Below are 26,185 nucleotides of genomic sequence, written 5' to 3'. Positions count from 1 at the left end.
TGTTTGAGATTAATCTATGCTTTTAATTTTTTGGCTACCCAGTCATACATATTGAAAGTACGAGTAAAATCGTCTACACAACAATGTTGAGAACCACTTTCTTCCTTAGGGATTACTTCTAAAACATGTTCACAAGTTAACGCTTTATCTACATTATAAGCGTGTTCAACAAAATTTTGGCGGTCATCACCACCATGAAGAATATACGTTGGCATGGATATTTTTTCTGCGATTCCATTTTCAAGGGTATAGCCTTTTAATTTTTCAAGAACTTCTTCAAAACTTGCTGCGTCCATAATATGCATTACTATTTCTGCCAACGGATGTTGTACAGTTCGACCAGCCCATACTTGGTAATACGACCACACAGCTCCAAATATTATGCATACTTTGAAACGAGGTTCAAATGCGGCACAGCGCGCTGCCATATAGCCTCCCATAGATACTGCGCCAATACCAATACTCGTGGTGTCTACGTGATCTTTTAGGCTGGCAATAGACCAATCTAAAACAGCTGTTCCAGCTACTTCATAATCATAGCGCGAATGAATATGATTTAATCGTAATGAAGCTCCTTGACCTGGTCCATCCATAGCCAGAAGTGCAATACCTCTTTCGTTAAGATGTTGTGATATACCAAAATATAATTCTTCGGCTAAACTATCTAAGCCACCAAACATAATCATCATTGGAGGATTTTCAACTCCTTCTGGAGTAAACAAATAACCCGGTAAAAAAGAGCCTTCAAAAGGGACTTCTACTTGTAATGGTTTGTTTTTGAAATATTTAATTGCTCTAATAAAAGCTTCTCTCGCTTTTAAATAAGTTAATAATTTTCTATCATCTCCAAGTTCCATAAAGAACTCAGCAGTACGTAAGTAGTTGAATGCTCTTAAGTACGTACGACTTGCGGAAATGAACGAGTTATTAGTCTCGAAATTTTCGCCAAGATCATAAACTTGGTCCCCTTTTTTTAACCAAGCGATATTGAATGACTCTCTGTTTGAGGGGTCAATTTCGCTAGCAACTTCTAATATTTCAGCAAATTCTCCACCGCCATAATGCGCTTGAGTTAATGCTCTGTTTACTTGATAGGAAGGCATATATTGCCCTGGGAAATAATGCCACATAGCTTTGTCTTTTTAATTTTTTTGTTTTTTTAGTGTTATCCTAAATTGAAAACATTTTTTTTTATTTTAAAATAGGAAGAACTTAATGATACCGGATTATACGTCGGCTGGTTTTACCACTCCGTCTGTTAGCCCTAATCTTTTACCTTTTGCCATTTCTGCAAATGGATTTGCGGAACCCCAGGCATCATTTGGATTGTCTTTTAAATAATGAATATCTAAATGATCCGGTGCAAAAACTAAACGTGCACAAGCAAAAAATTCAAATAAGATTCCACTTCCTGGATCAACAATATAAATGAAGAATCCCTCATCTGCTTTATGACGCGTAGGGGCACCCATAACACTTTTATATCCTTTTTCGATAAAATAATCTAATGCTAAAAGAACTTCTTCGCGACTATCTACATTCCAGCAAATATGATTCAATACGGCTTCGTTTTCGCCAATATTGGGATCGGAGAAAATAGCAATATCGTGCGAAAGATTACCAATTGTCCACAAACCACCAATTGGCGGAATCTCATCAGCAATACGTATTTCGTCAGGATTGTTTAATCCTAAGCCTTGCCAAAATTTCTTTTCGTCGGCGTATTTTCCTTTGGAAACCATATAAGTTACGTGATCCAATCTTCTTGGATTAGCTCCCTTCAAACGGTTGCTTGAATAACGATCCGCATAAACACTACCTCTTTCTCCTTCTTCTTTCAACCAAACGACATCCCAAAATACTTCGTGAATGTGTCCTTCTGGAGATTTAAAACGATAGGCTTTTCCGTGTCCTAAATCGCCTTCATCCCAGCCAATTCCAGCTCCGATGTTTTCTAAATAAGCGACTACTTCTTCTAAAGCTTCTGGACTGTCGGCACGCCAACCTAAATGTCCTAAACCAGATTTTTCGCTCTGCGTGAGTTTCAAGGTGTGATGAAAATAATCACCCCAAGCTCTTAAATATACAGAGTCTTTTTCTCTTCCTGTTTCATCCATTCCAACAACGTCACGAAAGAATTCAACAGATTTGTCTAAATCTGTTGTCAAAACTTCAACGTGGGCTAATTGTGAAAAATAATGTGGATTCTTTGCCATTTTTATTTTTATTTATTGGTTTTTTTATAGTATGTGTAATTTATTTTACAAAATTAAAATGATTTATAAATATCAGTGAATCAATTAGATTCTATTGCTATTCAAAATCAATTCTTTTTGATTTCTTGTACGCTTATTGTGATGTTTTTGTATTCTTTTTATTCAAATGCACCGCCATCAACTGCCTTGGTATACCCCATTATAAGGGATGATTGATCAGAACAAATCTACTAAGCCACATCTGCGACTTCTTGAGGTTGTCCCATTCTTTTCATTCTTTGCACGTTTATTACTTTTTCAAGTGCTTGCGGATTTTGTGGCAGTTTTCTTCTGACTTCCATAATCATTGGTGTTTCAATAGCTGTTGAGCAAATGGTATTGGTATGAATATTTTTGGCAGCATTTTCTATAGCGGCATTTTTTACAATTACGATAACTCCGTGTTTGGAATCTGAATGCGGAACATTATAGGTGTTGTCCCACTAAATCCTGATGCCGATGATATGCATATAATGTTTCCGCTACCTTCGTTTTAGCATTTCAATCAACTAATATTTTACGCAATACCAAGTTTCCGTTAAGTTGATGTTGATTTGTTGTAACCAAGCCCCTTCAGGATATTTATGAGTTGGTAAAGAAAGCGTTTTAGCAATTCCTGCAGAATTTACGGCGCAATCCAATCTTCCGAATTTTACAACCGTTTTGTATATTAAATTTTCTACTTATTCTCTTTTGGAAATACCATATAATCCCAAATTCTTATTGCCCCTTACACTTAAAAAAATTGGCGAGAAGATATTAGCGCCGCCTTTTTGAGCCTGCCAGTTTGGGATTACTTTTTGGGTTAAGTAAATCGCATTTTCTAAATTAATTTGCATTGTTTTTTCAAAATTCTCTGAGTCAATATCCTAAAAAGAAATAGGAATGGCTATTCCACACAATTCACTAAAATGTCATTGTACCTGCTTTTTCTTCGCATTTAAAAATTAGCGCATCTATTTCCTCTTTTTTAGAATCATCACAAGTAATGGCAAATGCTTTGATTCCTTTATTTTGAAACGCTTTTTTGAGTTGCAATACCACCTTTTTTATCATTACTAGAAACTATAACTGTGACTCCGTGTGAACCTTAAAGTTTCGGCAATTGCTTTTCCCTTACCACAATGTCGAACCTGTTATTAAAGCGACCTTGCCTGTCAAATCGAATAGATTTTTTATACTGTTTTCTGTTTTAAAAAGTATTGCATGCTAAAACTAATGGCGCTTAATAGCATCATTGTTAAGATCATTGGAACTGCGCTGCCATCTTGAAAATAGCTGAGTATTGCAGTAACCAATGCGCTTAAAGCCATTTGTGTCACACCCATAATTGCATTGGCACTGCCTATATTTTCCGTAAAAGGACGGATGGTTATCGCCATAGTATTGGGAGAAATCAACGATAAAAACAACATAAAAAAACACATTCCTATAAGAAGATGCATTACTGTCAAGGAGTAAATAGCTATGTATAATAAGTAACAGCAAACTAACAATTGCATTCCTACTGCCCAAAATGCAATGTCAAAACTACTAAATCTTCGCAACAATAATCTATTAAACTGACTGCCTAGGATCATGCAGGAAGCAGTACTGGCGAATATCCATCCAAATTGTTGTTTGCTAATTCCTAAAACACCAATAAATAATAAAGAAGAACTTGAAATCCAACTGAATAACACGGCAGAGGACAAAGCAGTAATGATAGCATATCCCATATATCCTTTTGTCAGGATTACTTTTTTATAATTCCCTAGTATCGCTTTTGGTTTTAACGAATAGTTAGGGTCTGCTTCTTTCACATGGGGGAGGAAAAAATGTAGTGCGACTAATAAAATCAGTGCCATTACTGCCAAAAAGATAAAAATACCTCTCCAATCAGAAAACAACAAAATAATGCCGCCTAAAGTTGGGGCAATAATAGGGGCAATTCCCATGATTAGGGAAAGCGTAGAAAACATGGAGGCAATTTTTTCTACAGGAAATACATCTCGCACCATCGCTCTACTTCCTACAGAACATACGCTGATACTGATGGCTTGAGAAAAACGAAAAACACATAAAAGGATTATATTTCCGGCTACTGCACATCCTAAAGAAGTCAAGAAAAAAAACACTAATGCAATTAACATCGGGTTTTTTCGTCCAAATCGATCCAATATTGGTCCATTAAAAAACTGTCCCACGCAAGCTCCCGCAAAAAAAGTACTCATGGAAAGGGTAATCATTCCCGCATTTGTTCCTAAATTTTGAGCCATTGCAGGAAATGCAGGCAAATATAAATCAGTTGAAAACGGCATCAACCCATTCAAACAACCTAATACAATAATCAGGGTTTTTATACTAATTTCTTTCGTTTTTGTCATTTAAGTTTGTTTCCAATGAATCATTTTTTGTTCCGTTTCATTACACAAAAAGTACTCGGATTGACGAGTTATTTAATATTTACACACAGCGGCATATAGTAATGAATTTTAATGTTGCATATATTCAGGAAGAGGCATTCCGTTAATCTCGTATGGTTTTGCCTCAATGAGTACAAAAACAATTCGGCAAACTTCAGTTTCACTTGCATTTTTCCATTTTGCAATGTACCCCGTTGAATTATAATTTCTCCGGCACCAATTCTCTTCGAAACTTTATTTTCTAATTCAAGTTCGATTTCACCGCTAATTATAATTCAATAATCGATGCTGTCCGTTTGGTGAAGTGGGGAAGAAGCTCCCGGTAACATATCTACAATACGACTCAGCGACCCTCCTTTTAGAGTTACACCAGCATCTCTTTAGGCATCACAATCTGTAGGAACGGTAGCTGTTGTTCATAATGCCGACATAGCAGCATCGCCAGTTGGGATAATAACGGTTTCAAATTCTTCATAGGAAGTAAATACCCAGTACCTTCATGAGTATGACCGGTTACAATTCTTCTGATTGGTAAATTCATTTTGCTTTTAATTTTAATTTTTTTTGTCTTCGATTTGAGTTGGAGTTGATTTTAGCTTTTTCATAAAATTACTGAAAGCGGGTCTAAACTCACTAAAAAGTTCGTTTTCTCTATTTTTCAACATTACTTCGCTAAACATTTTCAATCCAATGGCAAATTCAATGGCTTGGTTTTCCGTTTGAAAAAGATTTCTTTGTTTCATTCTTTCAACAATGGTAAAAATGTTGTCGTGATTGTCGAATTCTAATTCTATTGGTGGATAGTTGGTTTCGTCCACTTTTGTTGTTGCCAACAGTTCCAGTTTCAATTTGTATTTATTGGTTCTTTTTTCCATTTTTATGTTGTTTATAGGTTGTAGTTATGCTTCACACTTTAAGTTATTAGAGTGTTTTTTTGTTATATTTTGTGTTAAGTTTTTTAAAAACAGAGTGTTGTACTTAGTAACTCAGTCCGTCACCAAATTTGAAAAGAGCATATCTTTTGGGTTTCAAATAGCCGGGAACATCGGATTGATTTTCCAAAACGGCTTGAGTTGAAATGGGTGTTGTAAAGGGAATTTTTCCTTTAGGATTGAATACTCCAGTTACAATATCGAGCAGGGCTTCTTGCGTAGTTCCAAAGGTGGCTAAAACGGTTTTTAGTTTTCCGTTGTCAATTTCGTCAATCACCCATGGGCTGGTGTAGTTTATAACAACTACGGTTGGTTTAGTTTTTGTAATTTCGTTTACGTGATAAACATCAATTTTGTTTTTGGATAAGCTCAATTCAATTGGGCTGCCATTAGCAGCAAACAGACCACCTGAATTAGGAATAAGCCAAAGTAAAACGACATCTGCTGCTTCTTTTGAATCGACAAATTCCAAATTAGGATACTGAATATTAGGCTTGTTGATAGTAATGGAATTTTTAGATTTTCCGTTGTCAAAATAGGTTTCAAAATATATTTTTGTTTTTTTGGAAATGGGTAAAAGTTTGGAATCATTTCGGAGCAATACAATGGATTTTCTCAAGGCCAAATCTCCTTTTTTCTGAAACTCGGCATTTCCAACTATTTTAATGGCTTGATCCGTATTTACATAAGGGTTTTCAAACAAATCCAATTCAAATTTCTCTCTTAAAAGTCTTGTGATGGATTCATCGATTCGGGATTCGGAAATGAGTCCTTTTTTTACGGTTTCGAGCAATAGAGTAGGGTCAGCAGTACCCGAAAAAATATCGACACCGCAATCAATGGCTTTTTGATAGCGTTCTAAAATGCTTAAGTTTTCCACGCCCCACGGCATCATGTCTATTGGGCCGGAATCAGAGTTGATGATGCCCTTGAATCTCATTTTCTTGCGTAACAAATCGTTGATAATTCCTTTATTGTATGAAAAAGCAACTTCTTCGTATTGGGTGCCAATGGGTTTTGCATAATAAGGCATTATGGAAGAAGTTCCTGCTTCGATTGCCGCTTTGAAAGGCTTGAGATGATAATCAAACATTCCACCCGGATAATGCTGATCCTTTCCCCATTCAAAATGAGGATCTTGTCCTTCAACTTGTGGCCCACCACCAGGGAAATGCTTGATAGTCATGGCTACTGAATTTTTATTCAGGTGCTTTCCTTGAAATCCCAATACAATTTCGCGAATCATGTCGGAAGCTAAATCGGCATCTTCACCAAAAGTACCTTCTATGCGTTGCCAACGGGGTTCGGTCGCTAAATCGGCCATATACATATATCCTTTTCGTAAACCTACAGCAGTCCATTCTTTGGCAGCGATTTCGGCAAATTCACGAGTCAATTTCAAATCCCGCATTGAGGCAAGGCCTAACTCGCTTGGCCATTTGGAGAAAACAGTTGTTCCAACACTCAGGCCTATTGCGGCATCCACGGTGATATGATTCCTTGGATTTGAAGCTACAATACAAGGAATACCTAACCGTGAAGTTTCGGCTAAAGCTTGTAAATTATTCGACCAGTCCGCCATTATTTTAGCACTGGTATTAGCGCGTAAAATAAAGTGCCGAAGATTGTATGTCAAAACCCCTTTGGTTGTCCCTGCTACCGACATCGTTGGATTAGGTAATGGTTTACGACTAAACATATTTACGTTTTGCACCAAGTCTTCTTCATTGAAACCACTTGTTATTTCAGACTTGGGGGCATTTTGTTGAAAGGAATAATCACCCGCCAAACGAGTGGTACTTATAATCATGAAGCCTATTTTTTCTTCAATGGTCATTTTAGAAATTAGGTCTTTTATTCTAATTTCGTCAGTAAGTCGCCAGTCTTCATAGTCATCAAGTTGGCTATTTTTATTTAAATCTTTGAATTGTAGTCCATCTATTTTTAATAGGGGTACAGACCGAAAACCCAGTTCGGGCTGAACTGTGTTTTTTGCTATTTTAGTGGAATGGCAAGACCCAAATAATAGTATAAGAATACCGATAAACCAGCTATTTTTTTTCATTTGTTATTTTTTTATTAATTTATTCAACAACTTTGTAACTAAAATTCTCAAAATCTGCAACTGCTTTGGATTTCGCACTGTTTCCCGTGGCATACAAACCAATGTATGTTCCCGTAAAACCTCCTGCCGTTTCCGTACTCAAATATTTTGTTTCCACTTTTCCGAGAGTGGTTACGGGATTATTGGCTTGTGAAAAACCAAATTCATATAACGCTGGAGTTCCAGAAATAGTTAGTTTTATTGTTCCTTTTTTTAATGGAATTCTTTTCTCAATGGCTTTAATTTTGCCAATGTTATAAGCTAAAACTAACTCGCGTTCCTTCCCTTTTTTTCGAATAAATAGTTTGTAGTGGTGTAAAGCGTCTTTGTACAGGCTAATCCCGGCTTCCTCATTGTTGGTAAAGGGATTAAAATCAATTGTAGTAGTGACATTAAAATTAAAGTGTTGTTGTCTTCTACCAACAAAGGTCACCCCTGGATTCTCGCTCAATGATTTTTCACTTCCATGTAATCTTAGATAACCCTTGCGTTCCGAAAGGAAGTAGTTCTGAGGTATTGGATTATTGATGTAATTCCATTCGAAACCTAGTTTGCCTTCGGAAAAATCATCGTTCTGATTGTAGTTTTTGATTTTCACTTCTCCGGGAAGTTTCTCGACTTTCATATCCAAAGCAATAGATCCGGCGCCATTTACAATAGGCCATTCGTTTGGATTCCAAGCCACGGGAGCCAAAAAGGTTTCTCTACCCAAAATTTGATGACCATCCAAAGGTCTAAAACCCAATGCCACCATAAACCAAGAACCATCGGTAGTTTGGACTAAATCACCATGACCAGTACCTTGAATCGGATTGTTTTCTTCGTTTGAATTGGCGTGTGTCAGGATTGGATTTGCGGGATTGGATTCATAAACTCCCCAAATATTTTTACTTCTGGCAATGGTAACTTTATGTCCATATTCTGTTCCACCTTCGGCAATAATTAAATAATAAAAACCTTCTTTTTTATATAAATGTGGGCCCTCTGGATATTTTCCGCCAGTTCCTTTCCAAATCGTTACGGGTTCTGAAAGCAGTTTGCCAGTAGTTAAATCTATTTCAGACATCACAATCCTATTTTTTACGGCTCCCCAATTTTGTGCAGAGGTAACATAGACTTTGCCGTTATCGTCAAAAAACAAACTTGGGTCAATCCCAGGAGTGGTAATCCAAATAGGGTTTGACCACGGTCCAGCAGGATTTTTTGCCGTTACGTAAAAATTTCCTTTATCCGTAATATTGGTGGTTATCATGTAAAACAAACCATCATGATATCGAATGGTTGGTGCAAAAATGCCCAAAGTAGTTTGTGCTTTTGCCAATGGCAATTGTTCTTCTCTGTCTAAAACATAACCAATTTGTTCCCAATTGACCAAATTGGTACTGTGAAAAATCGGCACTCCGGGAAAATAACCAAAACTGCTGTTTACCATATAATAATCGTTTTGCACCCTACAAATACTTGGGTCTGGATAAAATCCGGGCAAAACAGGATTTTGATAATTGACTTGACCAAAGCCACTGTTTTTTATAAACAAAAGCAAAAATAACAGGATTATTTTGGTTTTAGAACGTGTCATTTAGGTGTTTGTTTAGTTTTTTCCTTACTATTGTTTGCGAAAGCGGTCGGAGACCGCTATTCACCTCCTCAAAATTGGAGACTTTGCGGAGCGTGTTAACGATTTTTTTTGTGCCGAAACCATCAAGTTGCGGCAAGCAAAACCAATTAGCAGAAATGTCTTTTTCATAAGGTATTATTTTATTTTTAGAGCATATTCGATTGCCTTGACAGTCAAAGGCTCCATAACTTTATAACCTGCCAATGTTGGATGAACGCCATCATTGGTAAACTCCTTTTTCAATCCTTTTTTCTCATCAAGTAATGGAGAATAATAATCGAGGTAAACGATTTTATTTTTAGAGGCATATTCTTTAATTCTATTGTTAAGTTGTATGATTTTCTCGACAGGTTCTAGTCCTGGTTTCCAAGCAAAATCATATGCAGGTAAAACAGACGTTAAGATTACTCTGATGTTATTTGCTTTAGCGAGTTCCACCATCGAATTGATGTTGTTTAAGGTGTTTTCGAATACATAAGGCCCCGTGTTTTCAGCAATGTCATTCGTTCCACCATTGATAACAACTAGGGCTGGTTTTAGATTAATAACATCTTGTTTAAATCGAACCAAGGTTTGTCCTGTTGTTTGACCACTAATTCCTCGGTCAAGGTATTTTTTTTCTGCAAACCAAGCAGAATCTATTACTTTCCAGTTTTCAAAAATAGAATTACCCAAAAACACAACTCTGTTTTCGTTTGGTTTTGGAACAGACAAGTTTTTGTTTTCTAATTCATATCGTTTCAGGAAAGCCCAATCGTTGTGTAAATTATCTTCCCGTTCTTTTAAATACTGTTTGAATGCCTTTTGAGTTTTGAAATGTGTCGATAAAACGGTTGGATGCTCAGGCCATAATAATCCTTGTAGTTCAAGCCAGTCTCCAAAACGTTCAATCCAGCTCTCAACGGGTAAATCCAGTTTACGCATTCCAAAACCGTGACCACCTTTGGAATAAATATGCAATTCAGCCGATTTTCCTGCGGCCAACCAATCGCTATAGGTTTTGACACTATTGGGAGCTAAACCCAATTGGTCATCTGAAGCGGCTGCAATAAAAATTGGAGGTGCATCTGCTGGAACAACCATGCTTTTTAAAGCTCCAGTATAAGCATAAATTGGGGCTGCAAAATCAGGACGATTGCTGGCTGTGGAATTAAAAACAGTACCAAGAGCAACAGTTCCTCCTGCTGAAAATCCTATAATTCCAATTCTATTTTTCTGGATATTAAATTCATTGGAATGGTCTCTCACATATTGTATGGCTGCCAATCCGTCGGCAATTGCCAATGGAACGACAGCTGCATTGATCGAATCTAATTTTTTCCTGTTTTCGAATATTGGAAAAAGCTCTTTTACGGGATCGTCGGTTTCACTTTTTACGAGCCTGTATTTTAAGACAAAGGCTGTTGTTCCTTTTGAATTAAGCCATTTAGCCACGTCAATTCCTTCGCTGTTGATAGATAAAGTATGAAAACCACCTCCGGGACAAACGATTACTGCAGTTCCGTTTGCCAAAGCTTTGTTTGGTTCATAAACCGTAAGTGTGGGTTGTGACACATTGTAAACCATTTGGGTTTGAAACGTTTCTGAAAACATTTCTTTTTCCTGCCAATTCCAGTTTTCAGAACCGGGAGCTTTTCCCTGATATAACGGAATCGTTTTTTGGGCATTCATCATCCCAATTTGAGAAAAGAATATAAAAGTTACTATAGATACAGTGTTTTTCATATTGGATTTTTTTTGATTTATCAAGGCATTTACTTAAAAAAAAAGTTGACCACAAATTACACGAATTCACACAAATTCTTAAAATAAATAGAAAGAATCAATTATTGTCGTATTTAAACAGTTACACATTTAATCTTACCATATAAGGCATATAAGTTCACATAAGCGATTCAATCAAAAACTTAAATGTTCTTATATGCCCTTATATGGTAAAAAAAACGACACTATTTTGTTCTCATTACTTTCGCGACCGGAGCAAAGCGAAAAAGGCGAAGCAAATTCAATTTAATAGTAATGAAATTCGTGTAATTTGTGGTTAAAAATTTTAAATGCGAATCCTGTGTTGCTTTATAGTTTTTTATGCGCTTTAATTAATTTTTGATACTCGTAAAAACTTTGTTTTGGGATACGCTCCTGTGTTTCAAAATCAACGTAGATTAATCCAAAACGCTTGGTAAAACCATACACCCATTCAAAGTTATCCCAACCACTCCATGCAAAATAACCTATCATTCTAACACCTTCATTTTTGGCTTTTAGAACTGCTTCAGTATGACGTTTGATGTAGTCAGCTCTTAAAGGATCTTTTACAACAGGATTTGCTTTGATATCTTCTCCTTCAAAACCAGCTCCATTTTCGGTAATCATTATCTCGGGATTATTATACTCTTTTTTTATTTTAACAAGGAATTTGTAAAGTTCTTCGGGTCTTACAGGTCCATTATGGGATTTAATTTTGTCTGTGTTTACCTCCATCCACTTCATTTCAAATGGCTCTGCAGCATCATATTTGACTAAGGCCGGGGCATAAAAATTAATCCCCAAGAAATCGGGCTTATTTGCAGCCAGTATTTCCATGTCGGCTGCCGTTGGTTGGAATGCAGGATCATGTTTTGTAAAAAGAGCTACGACTTCTTTTGGGTAAGTACCTTTGAAATAACCATCTAGAAAAACCGTATTCAATAATTTTTCTTGTAAGGCAGAAGCTTGCACATCTTTTGGATTGTTGGGATCCAATGGGGAACAAGGAGAAAAATTGAAAGTCATGCCGATCTTTCCGCCCAAATTCATTTCGTGATACATTTTGATCACCTCTGCACTGGCTACCATTTGTCTGTGTGATTTCATCATTCCTCTTGCAAATCGGGTAACAGCAGGGTCTTTGCTTTGTTCCATATTCATTAGGTATTCTGCGACAAAGAAGTCGATATAAGGCTCATTGAACGTGATGAAATGTTTTACTTTTTTACCATAGCGCTCCAAAGCTATTTTAGCATAATTTTTATACCAAGTAATCATTTCAGGATTTGCCCAACCTCCTTTTTTAACTAAAATCATTGGGTAATCAAAATGATAAAGCGTTACTACAGGTTCTATTCCTGCTTCTTTTAAATCATCAATAAGAACGTCATAATGGGCTAATGCTTTTTCGTTCACGGCGCCAACACCATCGGGGATAATACGGCTCCAGTCTAATGAAAAACGATAAGAGTTGACCCCTAATTCTTTCATCAATTGAATGTCTTTCAGGTATTGTGTCCTGTCGTACATATTGATAGCTACATTGGCAGTTTCTTTTTTACCAGTCAAGAATTGAGTTATACCTACTTTATTAGCCAGGAAATCCCATTTGGATTCCCCTTTCCCATCCGTTTGATAGGCACCTTCCACTTGGTAAGCAGCAGTTGCAACGCCCCATAGAAAAGGAGTTTGATTTGTTTTTTTTTGCGTTTCTGTTTTTTCCTTGCATCCTATGAAGCTTACTAAGGCAATAAAAAGAATTGTGATATGTCTAGTCATGGTTTATTTATTTATGTTTTTATTATTTGAAAAATTATAGAACGGGTTCGACTTGAGGGAAGGCTTCTTTTTTATTTATAGTTTTATTGCTTTCTTGTAATTTATAAATAAAGAATAGACTCAAAATCGCCATAACTGCCGAAACCCATAAAAATGACGAAGAATGGATTTTATCTGAAAGTACACCAGAAATTGCCGGGATGAAAACACCGCCCACGATTTCGCCAATTCCCATCACGAGTCCCATCGCTTTAGCTTTTAGATGAACAGGAACTGCCTCTGAAGGGATAACTGCAGCAACCATGGCAATGCAACCCATGGCAAAATAGCTAATAAACAATAAGGGAAGGGATAGTATTGTGCCATGCAGAAAATAGATGACAAAAGGATATGAAATTCCCAAGCTCATAAAAATGAACATAATGGGTTTGCGTCCATATTTATCGGAAAGTCCAGAGACAATTATGGAACCTATTAAACCAGATAAACCTAGAAGTCCCATAGTTTTTCCCATTTCATCGGGTGTCATGCCTTGTACTTCGATAAAATATTTGGAAAGGAATGGGAGCGTGGCAAACCACCAACCAAAAGCGCAACAAGCCAAAGGAATTCCCCATTTTATATTGTTGTATTGAAAAAGTTCCGTAAAGCTGATAGTCGAATTGATTTTGATTTCGATACTTTCTGCAGTTGATTTTTTAATATAACGCCAAGCGATTAGAGCTAAAATAATACCCGGAATTCCAGTTACATAAAAAGCATTTCTCCATCCCATATTCTCTGCAATAGAGACTAAAATGATTGGAGCAAGTATAGAACCGAAAAGAGCCGACCCAACACCTTGCAAGATTCCGGCATTAAGCCCCAGTCGATTTGGAGAAGATTCTCTTTCCACAAAATTTTGCGCCAGCGGAATAACTGCGCCTTCAGAAAATCCCATAATGAAGCGTGCGAAAAACAGCGTGGCAAAAGAAACGGCCACACCGGAGCCTACCGAGCAAAGCGAAAAAGTGATTACTGCTACCAAGAAAACCAGTTTTTTTCTGTTTTTTACTTCTGCCCATGCCACTGTAAAATAGCTTGAAAAAGCCCACGCCAGTGAAAGAGACCCAGCTAGCAAGCCAATTTGGGTGTCACTCAACAGCAGGTCTTTTGCAATATAAGGCATAAGGAAATTAAGTGCTAAACGGTCAAAAAACAGGCAGCCAAAGACCAGTGCCATTAGGGTAACCATTCCGTTTTCGTAGGATAAAAATTTGTTTTTCATAAAATAGGATAATCCCCCTTTCGGGGGATTTTAATTAATTAAAATTTATAACTCAACGTCAAAAAATAAGCTCTTGGCATAATTGGTAATGTAGAATAAACGGCTTGTGGATTGGCATCTAACATGGCTTTTGTAAAACCCTGGGTGTCCAAGGCTGCAGGAAAACCACCTGGTGCCGCCCAACCCATGATTCCGTAAGTGTTTAAAATATTATTTATTGAAAAATTCACTTGAATTTTCTCTGATATTTTATAAGAAGTATTTAAATCAAATGAATGAAATGATGGCAGTTGGAAGGCATTGCCTACGTTTGCCCAACGCTCACCCATATATTGCCAGTTGATAGATGCCGAAAATTTGTCAGTGCTATAAGTTGGCGTTATTGTAAACATATTGCCGATATTATCATTATTATTGCCATCAAAAGATATTTTTTCGTCATCGGCAGGGCCTGCGTTTTTTGACAAATAAACACTAAATTCTTTGGCTATCGACGACTGTATTGTAGCCACGGCACGAAGGCTGAAATTTTTATTGAAAGCATAGTTTCCTTCCAATTCTAAACCTTTTGTTTCAATTTTTTGATACAATCGAGGCGGTGCGTAGTTACTGCCATCAGTATTTTGGAAAATCTGGAAGTTCGGAATATTGCTTGCTAAAGTATAGAATGGCGTTACGAATAGACTTAGGTTTTTAGAACGGTATTTTAATCCAAATTCGGCCATTTTAATATCTTGTGCTTCGATAGAAATATTTGAGGTAAGCTGCTGATTGGCAACATCCAGGAAATAACTCAAATCGGGTGATTTACGTCCTTGTGAGTAACGACCGTACATAGCAAAACGATCGCTGACTTTATAATTTACTCCAAATGAATAAGAAACTAAATCACTAAACGAAAGACTTTTATCAAAACTCTGTGTAGGGTTTCTTGTTAAAATACGATTGTCATAAACCGTTGCTGTGTTTCCATCAGCACCACCCGTTGTGCTGTCGGGTAGTCTTTTTGGTGTCGAAAAACTAGATTTAATATTGAAATTTTCCATACGGATACCCCAATCAAAGTTTAATTTATCGGTAATGTCCCAATTATGACCAAAAAAGAACGCAGTTTGCTTTATTGTACCTTCATTGTCATAAAAACCAGCACCACCTAAGTTACTAACTCCGATAGGATTTGTCAAGTCAAATGTTGAACCACTCAAATTTGTATAACGGATCCCTACGGCCTGAGGCTTATCTTCGATAGTTGCAAAACTTTGTGCCGCAGGTAGAAAAGTCAAACGGGTAGTTTTAGTATTAGAAAAATAAACTCCGCCTGTGAAGTTCATGTTTTTTAGCTTTTTTGTAATGGTCGCTTGGTCTATCACATCATTTATGCTACTCTTAGTATACGGATTTGGATTATAAAAAACGGCATTTGGTAATACATCGCCACCCGGCAGACTAGATGTGCCTACAATACTTGGAAGGCCCGTAGTAGGACGCAATACTGTTCCGTAAATTGCACCAGTAGTAGGATTATAAAACTGATAAGTTCCAAAACGCCCACCATTGCCACTAACTCCATAAAAAGTTGGTCTGTCAACTCGGAATGGAAAAACAACGGAAGTGGTTTGACCAACATAGTCTTTGTTAGATATTTTTAAATTATTATTAAAAGTCCAACCTTTACCTATATTTTGTTTCCAGTTCAAACCAGCAGCTATCTCATTGTATGCTGCTACTTTTTTAGTGTCATAATTGATATCTTCGGAAAGGCCTGTTATTGATTTAGGAATAGTAAATTGTAGTGACTGAACTAAAGTAGAACTCGTATTATTGAAACTTCCCGCAGGTTTTGGATTAGTGAAATCAACCGTTGGCGTAAATTCAAATGGTGCAGTATTGTCGTCCAAAACCTTGAAGTAAAACTTAATAGAGCCTGATTTGTAGTTTTTTACGATGTTAGCCTTTAATTGTCCGCCTTTGCTAAGGGTATAGCCTGGGTATTTTGGTCCATCGGCATTACGATAAAACCCGCCAATATTATAGGTCAGCGTTTTGTCTTTAGTAAGTGGTCCACCTACATTAAAATCGGCACGATAGTAAGGGTTTTTACCATTTCCTTCTAAACCAGTTCTGGCTCTTATTTCTCCTTTAAAAGATTTACCGCCTTCTTTCGATACATAATTGAATATACCTCCGGGTGCATTTGCACCCAATATTGATGCCGTACCACCTCGCACTGCCTCAATACGGTTAAGTGTAGCATCAGCTCTGAGATAAGCATCTGGTTGAACCAATCCCGTAATTCCTACCACCGGCAAGCCATCTTCTTGCATCGAAACGTAGAAAAACCCACCATTATAGCTCAACCCTCTTGTATAGATAGAGTTACCAACTTCTCCCTTTGAAGTATTTACATATACTCCCGGTATGTTTTTGAGCAAATCAGCCGCACTATTCGGCACAACAGCTTCGATTTGTTTGGCGTTTAATGTCGAAATTGCAACAGAGGCGTTCATCTTTGTACGTTTGTCAAATACTCCTGTTACCACAACTTCATCCAAAGCTGATTGATCTTCTTTTAAGTTAATATTCAATTTACTACTTTGAGGTACTTTTACTGTTTGACTATAAGTAGAAAACCCTACAAAGGATATTCTGATTTTATAGGTTCCATCAGTTAGATTGTCGATAGAAAAATTTCCATCAACGTCTGTAACGGCATTTTTGTTGTTTCCTTCTATAGCGATTGAGCAACTTGGTATGCCAACTCCTTTATCGTCGCTTACTTTTCCTTGAATTTTTCCTTGTTGTGCAAAAGAAGCTCCACAAGAAAAGATTACCATAAAAAGGAGGTATTTCCTTAAAAATTGTGTTGTTTTCATAATTTCATTGTTTTTTAAATTAGATTGGTTTTTTTTGGTTTAATAAAATAAACATTTCGTAAATATTATTTCACAAAATTGGGCATGAAAAATCAATTTTGTGAATCAAAAAAAGGCTACTACTATTCAAAATCAACACATTTGTAGATATTCCATTGGTGTTTGACCAGTTTGTTTTTTGAAAAAGCGAGCGAAGTTGCTCGGATTTTGATCGCAGAGTTTTATGGCGATTTCGGAGATATGTAAGTCTGAATATTTTAGTAGGGTTTTGGCTTCTAAAACCAGCATTTCTTTCAGTAAATCTTGGGCAGTTTTATCGGTACATGTTTTGACACATTTATTCAGATAATTAGGTGTAATGTTCAGTATTTTCGCGTAATCTGAAATGTTTTGGTATTTGTAGATGTGTTGTCCTAAGGCGTTTTTATAACGTTCGGTAATTTCAAAAAAAGAGTTTTTTGTTTTCTTGTTTTGAAGCGGAATTTCTTTTTTTAGGGCTTCAAAAATCACCAATAAATTATAAGAAACGAGGTTTTTATTGGCTGGGTTTTCTTCTTTGTACAATTCTAGTAATCTATTCAAAATAGACTCTATGTTGTTTAATGTGCTTTCAGACATCTGAATCACGGGATTCGACTGAAATTGAAAGAAGGGGAATTGTTCGCTAAGGTAATTTTTAGGTAAATAATCGAATATTTTTTCATCGAAATGAAGATAAAAACCTTCGGCGTCATCGCTAATCATTTCGTGTTGGGTAATTTGATGGGCAGGTAAAAAAAAGATAGAAGAAGGACCAAACTCATATTTGTTTAGTCCTTTGCTTCTTTTTGAAATTCCTTTTTTTAAAAGTATAAAATCATGTACTGTTTTACGATGGGGTAAAACCTGAAAACTGGATTTATTAGAGATATCTTCCAATCGATTGATGTGATATTCTTGATGAACCTGACTAGACATAAAGGGTCTCCAAGTTGTGGTATGAGAATGAAAATTATTCATTTCAGAAGCTATCAGCGTTGGGATGTACTCTTTAGTAGTCATGCTATTTTTATATATTTTTATAAACTTACAAAAAAAATTATTCAATTATCGCTACCGCTCTTGTCCAACCCGCACTGGCTCCTTTTATTTTTGCAGGAAAACAAGCCACTTTAAAACCAAATGGAGGCAGGGCTTCTAAATTAGCCAATTTCTCGATTTGGCAATATTCTTTTTCAATGCCAACATAATGGGCTTGCCAGATAATTCCCGGACGGGGATTGTTTCTAAAATCTTCCGCCTGAATGTGCAAGGGAATGTCCCAGCCCCAACCGTCGGTTCCCATTACTTTTATGCCTTGGTCAATCAGCCAATGCGTTGCTTTTGCGGAAGCGCCAACATGAATGCGGACAAAATCAGCGTCGTGAATGCGTTTGTCGGCATCACAACGAATGAGCACGATGTCGTAAGGTTTTAAAGTGTAGTTTATGGCAGCCAATTTTTCGATTAAATCTTCTGGTTCGAACATGTAACCGTCCGGTTTATCGGTAAAATCCAAAACAACACCGTCGTGAAAAAACCAATCCAATGGCATTTCGTCAATGGTGCGGGAGGGTTTTCCCTCGCAAGTTGGGTAATAATGATACGGAGCGTCAACGTGGGTTCCACAGTGGCTCGTCACCGAAAGAAATTCTCCTGCAGGGCCATTGCCTTCGATGAAGACATCTGTTAATCCTTCAAAAAGTTTACCGCCCATTTTTTTTGCTCCTTCTTTGTGGTCTTCATAGACTATTTTGGTTGGTAGCGGCTCCTTAATTTCTTCAGATATGGTTACTGAAAGGTCGATTATTTTCATAATTTTCAATTTTTAATTCGTAATTTTTAATTAATTTTCATCTCAAAAGTCGTCCCCCGTCCACGGTGATGATGGTTCCTGTGGAAAACGTCAGTAGGGTGGCCGCGGAAAAAACGGCATTGGCAACATCTTCTCCCAAAGCAAATCGTTTCAATGGAGTGTGATCTTTTTGATTTTGCAGAAAATCGGGTTTCATTGTTTTGGTATATTCTCCTTCCACAAATCCCGGAGAAACCGAAACCACTCTTGTTTTCGGAGCCAAAGCTCTGGCCAATGAACGCGTCATCGAATCCAAGGCGGCCTTTGAAGCGCAATACGCCACATTGCTACCGATGCCAAAAATTCCCGCAATCGAGGAAATATTTACAATCAGTCCCGTGGGTTCTGTCGATTTTTGCAACAAATCGTTGAACGCTCTCGCCATGGCAAAAGAGCCCCTGAAATTAGTTTGCATGATTCGGTCAATCCATTCGTCGGTCAATCCATCCAAATCGTTATGGGGAACTGGCGTGGTAATTCCGGCATTGTTTACCAGAACATCCAATTTGCCATAGTGTTCTTCGACGAATTCCCGGAACGCTTTTATTTTTTCCGAATCGGTTGTTGGAGCGTGAAAAACAGCATGATTTCCAATAGGTAAAGTAGCCAAAAATGCTTCGGCTCTTTCAGCATTGGAGTTGTAACTGATAATTACATCATAACCGTTTTCTGCAAATTTTGTGCAAATTGCAGAGCCTATTTCGCCTGAACCACCCGTAACCAAAACTGTTTTGCGCATCCTGTTTTATTTAATTGTTTTTGTATCTTCTTACTCTGATGTCGGCTTGTTCTTTGTGTCCCCAAAAGTTTTCTATGGCACACAAACGGGAACAATATTCACCAATCATAGCACTGGCTTCAGGAGTTCTTATTTCTTGATACGAACAAGTTTTCATAAATTTTCCTACCCATAATCCACCAGTATATTTTGCTCCGTGCTTTGTTGGCAAAGTGTGATTGGTTCCAATTACTTTGTCGCCATAAGCCACATTCGTATATTTTCCTAAAAATAAAGCACCAAAATTGGTCATATGTTTTAAGAAATATCTCGGATCGGCGGTCATTACCTGAACGTGTTCGCTTGCAATTCGGTCGGCTTCAGCAACCATTTCGTCAATGGTGTCCACCAAAATTATTTGTCCGTAATCTCTCCAAGAAATACTAGCCACATCGGCAGTTGGTAAGGTCTTTAATTGTCTTTCTACTTCCGCCAAGGTTTCATAAGCCAATTTTTCAGAATTAGTCAACAGGATAGAAGGAGATGTTGGGCCATGTTCTGCTTGTCCCAATAAATCTACGGCACAAATTTCGGCATCGGAAGTTTCGTCTGCGATAACCAAGGTTTCTGTTGGGCCGGCTAACAAATCAATCCCTATTTTTCCAAATAATTGTCTTTTGGCTTCGGCTACATAAGAGTTTCCTGGACCTACGATCATGTCTACAGATTCAATAGTTTCGGTTCCGATTCCCATGGCAGCAATAGCTTGTATGCCTCCCAATAAATAAATTTCATCGGCACCTGCCATATACATTGCAGCTACAGTGGCAGCAGGAATTTGTCCTTTGATAGGAGGTGTGCAGGCAATAACGCGTTTTACTCCGGCTACTTTTGCCGTAAGCACGCTCATGTGCGCCGATGCAACCATTGGATAGCGACCTCCTGGAATGTAGCAGCCTACGCTGTTTACGGGTACATTTTTATGACCCAGAAAAACACCCGGAAGTGTTTCAACTTCAATGTCGTGCATCGAGTCTTTTTGATGTTGTGCAAAATTTCGAACCTGTGTTTGTGCAAACCGAATGTCCTCCAAAACTTGTTCTGGAACATTACTGATGATTTCTTCGATAGTTTCTTTTGAAAGTAGAAAACTGGCAGGAGACCATTTATCAAATTTTTCGGAAAGGGATCGAACTGCGGCATCGCCACCATTTTTCACTTCGTCCAATACGTTTTCAACTATTTCTCTGACTTTTTTGTCGTTAGATTCGGCTTCAAATAAAGCGATTCCTTCTTTAATTACTCTTTTCATTTGTGAATTCTGTTTTATTGATGGTTTGAAAATGTTCTGCTACAGGTGGATTTTGGAAATGTGGAGACAAAAGGGCTCTCCATTGTGTAAATAATGGCGATTCTCGGAAGCCGATGGTGTGGTCTTCCAATGTTTCCCAGTGAATTAATACCACAAATTTGGTGGGTATTTCGATGCAATGTTGGCATTCCAATCCAACAAAACCTTTGGCTTTTGAAACCACTAATTGGGCTTCCTGAAAGGCTTCCATAAAAGCGGTTTGTGCGTTCTCTTTGATGTCAAAAGTGGCGATTTCTAAAATCATATCTTTAGTGTATAGAGTTAAAATAAATTTATTAGTTAATTTAATTGCGCTATTTTTATACAATCAATAATTAATCAAAATGTTTTTTACAAAATTCTTAAAAAGAAGGATAGGTTAAGAATCAATAAAACGCTAGAAATAATCAAAATCAATCATTTTTATCATTTTAACTTAATTTTAAAACGATTGAGTATTCAATTTCGATAAATAGTGGTAAGAAATAGACTAATTTCTGTTTTCTGGGCTGTTGTTGCTTCTAAAAGCATTGGGAGATTGACCGGTTTGCTTTTTGAACAATCGAGAGAAATAAGCAGGGTCTTTGAAATGCAGTAAATAAGAAATTTCAGAGATGGAATAGGAGGAATAAAGCAGGTACTTTTTAGCTTCGGTAATGCCGTATTCGTGTACGACTTGCAAGGCCGTTTTTTGTACCAATGTATGGCAAACACGGTTCAAATGAACGGGTGTGATTCGCAGTTCTTGGGCATACTCTTTGATGAGTTTTGATTCAGGTAATGTTCTTTTTATCAGTTTTTGAAAAGCGTGAAAATAACCCAGTGTTCTGTTGTTTGAAGTCTCTTTTTGGTCTTCAACAGCGTTGTCCAAATGATGCAGTCCAATAAAGAATAATTGAAATAGGGATTGAAGACTAATTTGTTTGTACCGATTGTTTTCGGAAATGGCTTGAATGATCTTATTTTTAAGATAGATAAAATCATTTAAATTGAAGTTGTTTGAGTCAAAACTGTATTGTTTGGCTTTGTTTAATTCCAATAAGATAAGAGGTGTGTTTTTGAAGATAGTTTCGATAAATTGTTCCGAAATCGTAAATACTTCTCCAGTCACATCTGATTGAAATTCAAAGCCGTGGAAAGTATTTGTCGGAATTAAAAGAATACAAGGTGCTTTCAAACTAATCTTTTTAGTATCTTGAATCAAGACGCCTTCTCCAGAAGAAATCATAAATATTTGGAACAAATCTGTGTGTAAATGTTCGTTGATTTCCCAGTCGTATAATTTGCTTCGGGTCGCCAATAATTCGTGGTGCACAAAATCACCAAAATCACGTTGATTATTGTCGCCGTAAAGTCCTTTATAGTTGAGAAGATTTTTTTTCATAGTCCAATTAGAATTACAATAGTACATATTTTTTTAGAATTAAAAATACAAAATGTTTCTTTTGTACAAGAATTAACAGAAATTGTGCAAAATTCCGATTACTTCTTGAAATACATTTGTTTTATAGATTTTGATAACTAATAACACTGTATATATGAGTGATTTAATGGAGAACTCTTTCGATATTGAAGTACAGCCTTCGCATTTGTATCTAGCCTATACATCCACCATTTTGCGAGCGCCAAGCAAGCCGTTGCTTCTTTTGAAAAAATCTTTGACAGAAAAAACGGGACCACTTTTTGAGGATTTTAATTTGGGTATTTTAGATAATGATTTAACCAAAAATGCCATAAAAAATGGCGAACCAATAGGAGAGCGTATCGTGGTTCACGGCAAAGTGGTGAATGAAAAAGGACAGCCTATGCCACATACCCTTATTGAAATCTGGCAGGCCAATGCTGCGGGTCGGTATGTGCATAAAGTCGATCAACACGATGCGCCTTTGGATCCTAATTTCTTGGGAACAGGACGTTGTATGACGGATTCTGAAGGGAATTATCGATTTTATACCATCAAACCCGGAGCTTATCCTTGGGGAAATCATCACAATGCTTGGCGTCCGAATCACATTCATTTTTCGTTATTTGGAAACGAAATCTCTAGCCGATTAATTACCCAAATGTATTTTCCTGGCGATCCTTTGTTGGAATACGATCCTATTTATCAAGCCGTGAAAGCCAAAGGACGCGAATTGTTGATTTCGAAATTTGATTTGAACCTCACCGAACCCGATTTTGCTTTAGGCTATCGTTTTGATATTGTATTAAGAGGTCACAATGCCACTCCATTTGAAAATAGATAAAACTATGAATACTACTAAAACACAAACACCATCACAAACCGTTGGTCCTTATTTTGGATATGGACTCACTTCGGAGCAATATTTGTACGATTTTAAAAGTTTGATTACTAATAAAATAACTATTTTAGATTCAAATTCTGATTACATTACCATCAAAGGGAAAATTTTCGATGGAGAAAACAATCCCATTTCGGATGCGATGATTGAGCTGTGGCAAAATGATGGACATAATAGATTTTTTGGCAGATTTGGTACTGGAACGGATGCTGAAAATCATTTTGTTTTTCAAACCATCAAGCCAAAATCGGTTGAGAATCAAGCTCCATTTGTTACCCTTATTGTTTTTATGCGTGGGCAATTGATTCATTCCTACACCCGAGTTTATTTCTCGGACGAAGAAGTGTTAAATGCTCAAGATACAGTTTTAAATGCCATTCCAGCTGAAAGAAGAAACACCATTATTGCCCAAAAAAAGGCAGGATGTTACGAGTTTAATATTTATATGCAAGGCGAAAACGAAACGGTTTTCTTCGCTGTTTAATAGTTGTTTTATACGAATCAAAAATCAATAGTTATGAGTTTATACACCCAATTATTTTACGCTAAAGAAATAGATGCGCTGTTTTCTGATTCGGAATCCATAGCACAAATGTTGCGTGTAGAAGCTGCATTGGCAGAAGCTCAAGCCAATAAAGGATTATTTTCTAAAGCTGTTGCCGAAACCATTAAAACCCATTGCAGGATTGGGGATATTCATGTCGAAAAATTGAAGAAAGCTATTTCCCTTGGTGGAAATGCTGCGATTCCTTTGGTCAAAAAGCTGACACAAACAGTAAAAAACCAAGATTCGGAAGCGGCAAAATACATTCACTTGGGCGCAACGAGCCAAGATGTAGTCGACACGGCAATGGTTTTGCAAATTCAGGAATATATTGTTTGGCTGGATGCAAAAATCACTTTTTTCGAACAACAATTGGTGGCACTAACCCTAAAGTACCGTCAAACCATCATGATTGGGCGAACGCTTTTGCAACAAGCAAAACCTACGACTTTCGGATTCAAAACTGCGGGTTGGTTAGAGGCAATTTCCAGAAGCAAGCAACGTTTGGAAGAGGTTAAACAACGTGTTTTGGTTATTCAATTAGGCGGAGCGGTTGGAAATGGAAATGCCAATATTTCAATTGAAATCCAAGAAGAAATGGCTCGTTTATTAGGGTTGAAACCTTCGTTTACTTGGCATTCGCACCGAGATAATTTGGCTGAAATAGCCAGTGTTTTAGGAATTTTGAGTGGGAGTTTAGGAAAAATAGCCAAAGATGTTTCGCTATTGATGCAAACCGAAATTGGAGAAGTTTTTGAAGGAGCTGCTGAAGGAAAAGGCAGATCGAGCACGATGCCCCACAAAAGGAATCCAGTGACTTGCGCGGCGATATTGGCGAATGCAAATCGGTTGCCAAATTTGGTTGCCACGATACTTTCGGCAATGCCCCAAGAACACGAACGCTCGGTGGGTTTATGGCATTCGGAATGGGAGGTTTTGGTAGAAATTATGCAATTGACGGCAGGTTCTTTGGAAAAAAGTATTGCCTTAGTCGAAGGATTGGAAGTGGACGAAAACCGAATGATGGAAAATCTGGAATTGACCAAAGGACTCATTTATGCCGAAAATATTGCTTTGGCTCTAGCCCCAAAAATAGGGAAGTCAGAAGCACACGAATGGATTGAAAATGCGTGTAAACAAGCTATTGATGAGAAGAAACACTTAAAGGAAGTAGTTCTCGAAATGAATCTTGAATTGGACGATTTGGATGCATTATTTAATCCTGAAAATGCCATTGGATTGAGTCTCGAATTAATCGACCAAGTGGTAAAAAAATACCAGTAAAATGAAAATAAATTATAAAATAACGGGAACGCCCAACAGTCCGGTTTTGGTTTTTTCCAATTCTTTGGGAGCTGATATGGGGATGTGGGAGGAATTGATTCCTTTTTTGCTGCCCTACTTTCGAGTATTGCAATACGACACTCGTGGACACGGCGGAAGTGAAGTTGCCGAAAGTCCCTATACGATTGATATATTAGGTAATGACATCATTGATTTGTTAAATCAATTGAACATTAAAAAGGTTTATTTCTGTGGGCTTTCAATGGGAGGATTAATCGGGCAATGGCTGGGAATTTATCATCCAAATAGGATTTTAAAATTAATCATCAGCAATACCGATGCGAAAATTGGAACTTTCGAACATTGGAACGACCGAATCAATGCTGTCAATAAAGACGGAATGCAAGCTATTGTTGAAGGTACAATGGAGCGTTGGTTTACCGATGATTTCAGAAAAAATAACCCAAATAAAATTTCCGAAATTAAAGCTGTTTTTGTTAAAAATAATGTGCTGGGCTATGCCAATTGTTGTGCCGCAGTGAGAGATGCTGATTTCAGGGCAGATTTACATAAAATCAGTGCAGAAACATTGATTATTACCGGAAACGAAGACGTTGTTACCAATGTTGCGCAAGCCGAAGAATTACTGAAAAACATTCTAAACGCCCAATTGAAAATACTTCCTGCTCGTCATTTGTCTAGCACGGAATTACCGGAATTATATGCTGAAATACTCATTCATTTTATAGTTGGCGAAAGCACTTTTGAAAGAGGAATGCACGTGAGAAGAACGGTTTTGGGAAATGCTCATGTGGACAAAGCGACTGAGAAAATCAATGCCTTTACTGGCGATTTTCAAAATTTCATTTCCAATTATGCTTGGGGCGAAATTTGGACACGACCAGGATTGGACAAACCCACCAGAAGTTGTATTACACTGGCAATGTTGATTGCTTTGAATAGAAAAGACGAATTTAAAATGCACGTTCGTGCCGCCGTTAACAATGGATTGAAGGCCGAAGAAATAAAAGAAATAATTATGCATTCTGCCTTGTATTGCGGTTTACCTGCAGCAAACGAAGCCTTACATTCTGCAGAAGAAATCTTGAATGAATTGTGAAATCGCCATTAAC

The 26,185-nt window shown here is 37.3% G+C and carries 21 protein-coding genes and 1 pseudogene; 4 read left to right on the top strand and 18 right to left on the bottom strand.

Annotation, left to right across the window (positions count from 1 at the left end; genetic code table 11):
• Positions 1-14: 14 nt before the first annotated feature.
• The 18 genes and pseudogenes from FNW17_RS08515 to FNW17_RS08425 form a co-directional block, all read right to left on the bottom strand.
• Positions 15-1,130, bottom strand: coding sequence for an alpha/beta hydrolase family protein (locus FNW17_RS08515; protein ID WP_143389155.1), 1,116 nt, complete (start codon positions 1,128-1,130; stop codon positions 15-17).
• 96 nt (positions 1,131-1,226) lie between these two features.
• The gene (locus FNW17_RS08510) at positions 1,227-2,216 is read right to left on the bottom strand and encodes a VOC family protein (RefSeq protein ID WP_143389156.1); all 990 of its coding nucleotides are present in this window, start codon (positions 2,214-2,216) and stop codon (positions 1,227-1,229) included.
• Between the two features lie 230 nt (positions 2,217-2,446).
• A pseudogene (locus FNW17_RS16515) lies at positions 2,447-2,926 on the bottom strand (SDR family oxidoreductase).
• Between the two features lie 235 nt (positions 2,927-3,161).
• Entirely contained in the window at positions 3,162-3,311 is a 150-nt protein-coding gene (locus tag FNW17_RS16310; protein WP_185964752.1) for a hypothetical protein, read from the bottom strand.
• Between the two features lie 119 nt (positions 3,312-3,430).
• Complete coding sequence (locus tag FNW17_RS08495) at positions 3,431-4,621, bottom strand: multidrug effflux MFS transporter (RefSeq protein ID WP_143389159.1); 1,191 nt, start codon at positions 4,619-4,621, stop codon at positions 3,431-3,433.
• A 593-nt stretch (positions 4,622-5,214) separates the two neighbouring features.
• The gene (locus FNW17_RS08485) at positions 5,215-5,535 is read right to left on the bottom strand and encodes a DUF3861 domain-containing protein (protein WP_143389160.1); all 321 of its coding nucleotides are present in this window, start codon (positions 5,533-5,535) and stop codon (positions 5,215-5,217) included.
• A gap of 103 nt (positions 5,536-5,638) precedes the next feature.
• Complete coding sequence (locus FNW17_RS08480) at positions 5,639-7,657, bottom strand: glycoside hydrolase family 3 protein (RefSeq protein ID WP_144071423.1); 2,019 nt, start codon at positions 7,655-7,657, stop codon at positions 5,639-5,641.
• 19 nt (positions 7,658-7,676) lie between these two features.
• Positions 7,677-9,275, bottom strand: a complete 1,599-nt coding sequence (locus tag FNW17_RS08475; RefSeq protein ID WP_144071422.1) for a glycoside hydrolase family 43 protein — start codon at positions 9,273-9,275, stop codon at positions 7,677-7,679.
• A gap of 174 nt (positions 9,276-9,449) precedes the next feature.
• Entirely contained in the window at positions 9,450-11,039 is a 1,590-nt protein-coding gene (locus FNW17_RS16510; protein WP_144071421.1) for a GDSL-type esterase/lipase family protein, read from the bottom strand.
• A gap of 348 nt (positions 11,040-11,387) precedes the next feature.
• Positions 11,388-12,839 carry a glycoside hydrolase family 1 protein gene (locus FNW17_RS08465; protein ID WP_143389164.1) on the bottom strand — a complete coding sequence of 484 codons (1,452 nt, stop codon included), beginning with the start codon at positions 12,837-12,839 and terminating at the stop codon, positions 11,388-11,390.
• A gap of 34 nt (positions 12,840-12,873) precedes the next feature.
• Positions 12,874-14,061 carry an MFS transporter gene (locus FNW17_RS08460; RefSeq protein WP_262710845.1) on the bottom strand — a complete coding sequence of 396 codons (1,188 nt, stop codon included), beginning with the start codon at positions 14,059-14,061 and terminating at the stop codon, positions 12,874-12,876.
• 83 nt (positions 14,062-14,144) lie between these two features.
• On the bottom strand, positions 14,145-16,979 hold the full coding sequence (locus tag FNW17_RS08455; protein WP_144071420.1) for a TonB-dependent receptor: 2,835 nt from the start codon (positions 16,977-16,979) through the stop codon (positions 14,145-14,147).
• Positions 16,980-17,111: 132 nt separating this feature from the next.
• A complete protein-coding gene (locus FNW17_RS08450) occupies positions 17,112-18,020 on the bottom strand; it encodes a helix-turn-helix domain-containing protein (RefSeq protein ID WP_126563210.1) in 909 nt (302 codons plus the stop codon).
• Positions 18,021-18,057: 37 nt separating this feature from the next.
• Positions 18,058-18,813 (bottom strand): cyclase family protein, encoded by a 756-nt coding sequence (locus tag FNW17_RS08445; protein WP_143389167.1) that lies wholly within the window; start codon positions 18,811-18,813, stop codon positions 18,058-18,060.
• Positions 18,814-18,850: 37 nt separating this feature from the next.
• Positions 18,851-19,591: an SDR family NAD(P)-dependent oxidoreductase gene (locus FNW17_RS08440; protein WP_143389168.1), complete on the bottom strand. Its 741-nt coding sequence runs from the start codon at positions 19,589-19,591 to the stop codon at positions 18,851-18,853.
• A 10-nt stretch (positions 19,592-19,601) separates the two neighbouring features.
• Positions 19,602-20,882 (bottom strand): histidinol dehydrogenase, encoded by a 1,281-nt coding sequence (gene hisD, locus FNW17_RS08435; RefSeq protein ID WP_143389169.1) that lies wholly within the window; start codon positions 20,880-20,882, stop codon positions 19,602-19,604.
• Positions 20,866-21,186, bottom strand: a complete 321-nt coding sequence (locus FNW17_RS08430; protein ID WP_126563198.1) for an antibiotic biosynthesis monooxygenase family protein — start codon at positions 21,184-21,186, stop codon at positions 20,866-20,868. The genes hisD and FNW17_RS08430 overlap by 17 nt, the downstream gene beginning before the upstream one ends.
• Before the next feature lie 225 nt (positions 21,187-21,411).
• A complete protein-coding gene (locus tag FNW17_RS08425; RefSeq protein ID WP_143389170.1) occupies positions 21,412-22,305 on the bottom strand; it encodes a helix-turn-helix domain-containing protein in 894 nt (297 codons plus the stop codon).
• A gap of 154 nt (positions 22,306-22,459) precedes the next feature.
• Between FNW17_RS08425 and pcaH the strand changes: the two genes are divergently transcribed.
• Genes pcaH through pcaDC form a run of 4 tightly spaced genes read left to right on the top strand, consistent with a single transcriptional unit; the run spans position 22,460 to position 26,172 of the window.
• Positions 22,460-23,167, top strand: coding sequence for a protocatechuate 3,4-dioxygenase subunit beta (pcaH, locus tag FNW17_RS08420; protein ID WP_143389171.1), 708 nt, complete (start codon positions 22,460-22,462; stop codon positions 23,165-23,167).
• Positions 23,168-23,171: 4 nt separating this feature from the next.
• A complete protein-coding gene (gene pcaG, locus FNW17_RS08415; RefSeq protein WP_143389172.1) occupies positions 23,172-23,708 on the top strand; it encodes a protocatechuate 3,4-dioxygenase subunit alpha in 537 nt (178 codons plus the stop codon).
• 33 nt (positions 23,709-23,741) lie between these two features.
• Entirely contained in the window at positions 23,742-25,052 is a 1,311-nt protein-coding gene (gene pcaB / locus FNW17_RS08410) for a 3-carboxy-cis,cis-muconate cycloisomerase (protein ID WP_143389173.1), read from the top strand.
• Between the two features lies 1 nt (position 25,053).
• Positions 25,054-26,172, top strand: coding sequence for a bifunctional 3-oxoadipate enol-lactonase/4-carboxymuconolactone decarboxylase PcaDC (gene pcaDC / locus FNW17_RS08405; protein ID WP_144071419.1), 1,119 nt, complete (start codon positions 25,054-25,056; stop codon positions 26,170-26,172).
• Positions 26,173-26,185: the final 13 nt, after the last annotated feature.

The sequence above is a fragment of the Flavobacterium franklandianum genome (assembly GCF_007097365.1).
GTDB classification, from domain to species: domain Bacteria; phylum Bacteroidota; class Bacteroidia; order Flavobacteriales; family Flavobacteriaceae; genus Flavobacterium; species Flavobacterium franklandianum.
The sequence above is the reverse complement of the archived record's forward strand: the minus strand, read 5'-3'. Positions and strand labels throughout refer to the sequence as shown.

Excerpts from the sequence above, each read along its gene's own strand:
- FNW17_RS08445 (WP_143389167.1), bottom strand. The coding sequence starts at position 18,813 with ATGAAAATAATCGACCTTTCAGTAACCATATCTGAAGAAATTAAGGAG.
- FNW17_RS08480 (WP_144071423.1), bottom strand. The coding sequence starts at position 7,657 with ATGAAAAAAAATAGCTGGTTTATCGGTATTCTTATACTATTATTTGGG.
- pcaG (WP_143389172.1), top strand. The coding sequence starts at position 23,172 with ATGAATACTACTAAAACACAAACACCATCACAAACCGTTGGTCCTTAT.
- FNW17_RS08430 (WP_126563198.1), bottom strand. The coding sequence starts at position 21,186 with ATGATTTTAGAAATCGCCACTTTTGACATCAAAGAGAACGCACAAACC.
- FNW17_RS08495 (WP_143389159.1), bottom strand. The coding sequence starts at position 4,621 with ATGACAAAAACGAAAGAAATTAGTATAAAAACCCTGATTATTGTATTA.
- hisD (WP_143389169.1), bottom strand. The coding sequence starts at position 20,882 with ATGAAAAGAGTAATTAAAGAAGGAATCGCTTTATTTGAAGCCGAATCT.
- FNW17_RS08515 (WP_143389155.1), bottom strand. The coding sequence starts at position 1,130 with ATGTGGCATTATTTCCCAGGGCAATATATGCCTTCCTATCAAGTAAAC.
- FNW17_RS08440 (WP_143389168.1), bottom strand. The coding sequence starts at position 19,591 with ATGCGCAAAACAGTTTTGGTTACGGGTGGTTCAGGCGAAATAGGCTCT.
- FNW17_RS08450 (WP_126563210.1), bottom strand. The coding sequence starts at position 18,020 with ATGACTACTAAAGAGTACATCCCAACGCTGATAGCTTCTGAAATGAAT.
- FNW17_RS08460 (WP_262710845.1), bottom strand. The coding sequence starts at position 14,061 with ATGGCACTGGTCTTTGGCTGCCTGTTTTTTGACCGTTTAGCACTTAAT.
- FNW17_RS08425 (WP_143389170.1), bottom strand. The coding sequence starts at position 22,305 with ATGAAAAAAAATCTTCTCAACTATAAAGGACTTTACGGCGACAATAAT.
- FNW17_RS08475 (WP_144071422.1), bottom strand. The coding sequence starts at position 9,275 with ATGACACGTTCTAAAACCAAAATAATCCTGTTATTTTTGCTTTTGTTT.
- FNW17_RS16310 (WP_185964752.1), bottom strand. The coding sequence starts at position 3,311 with ATGATAAAAAAGGTGGTATTGCAACTCAAAAAAGCGTTTCAAAATAAA.
- FNW17_RS16510 (WP_144071421.1), bottom strand. The coding sequence starts at position 11,039 with ATGAAAAACACTGTATCTATAGTAACTTTTATATTCTTTTCTCAAATT.
- FNW17_RS08510 (WP_143389156.1), bottom strand. The coding sequence starts at position 2,216 with ATGGCAAAGAATCCACATTATTTTTCACAATTAGCCCACGTTGAAGTT.
- pcaDC (WP_144071419.1), top strand. The coding sequence starts at position 25,054 with ATGAAAATAAATTATAAAATAACGGGAACGCCCAACAGTCCGGTTTTG.
- FNW17_RS08485 (WP_143389160.1), bottom strand. The coding sequence starts at position 5,535 with ATGGAAAAAAGAACCAATAAATACAAATTGAAACTGGAACTGTTGGCA.
- FNW17_RS08465 (WP_143389164.1), bottom strand. The coding sequence starts at position 12,839 with ATGACTAGACATATCACAATTCTTTTTATTGCCTTAGTAAGCTTCATA.
- pcaH (WP_143389171.1), top strand. The coding sequence starts at position 22,460 with ATGAGTGATTTAATGGAGAACTCTTTCGATATTGAAGTACAGCCTTCG.
- FNW17_RS08455 (WP_144071420.1), bottom strand. The coding sequence starts at position 16,979 with ATGAAAACAACACAATTTTTAAGGAAATACCTCCTTTTTATGGTAATC.
- pcaB (WP_143389173.1), top strand. The coding sequence starts at position 23,742 with ATGAGTTTATACACCCAATTATTTTACGCTAAAGAAATAGATGCGCTG.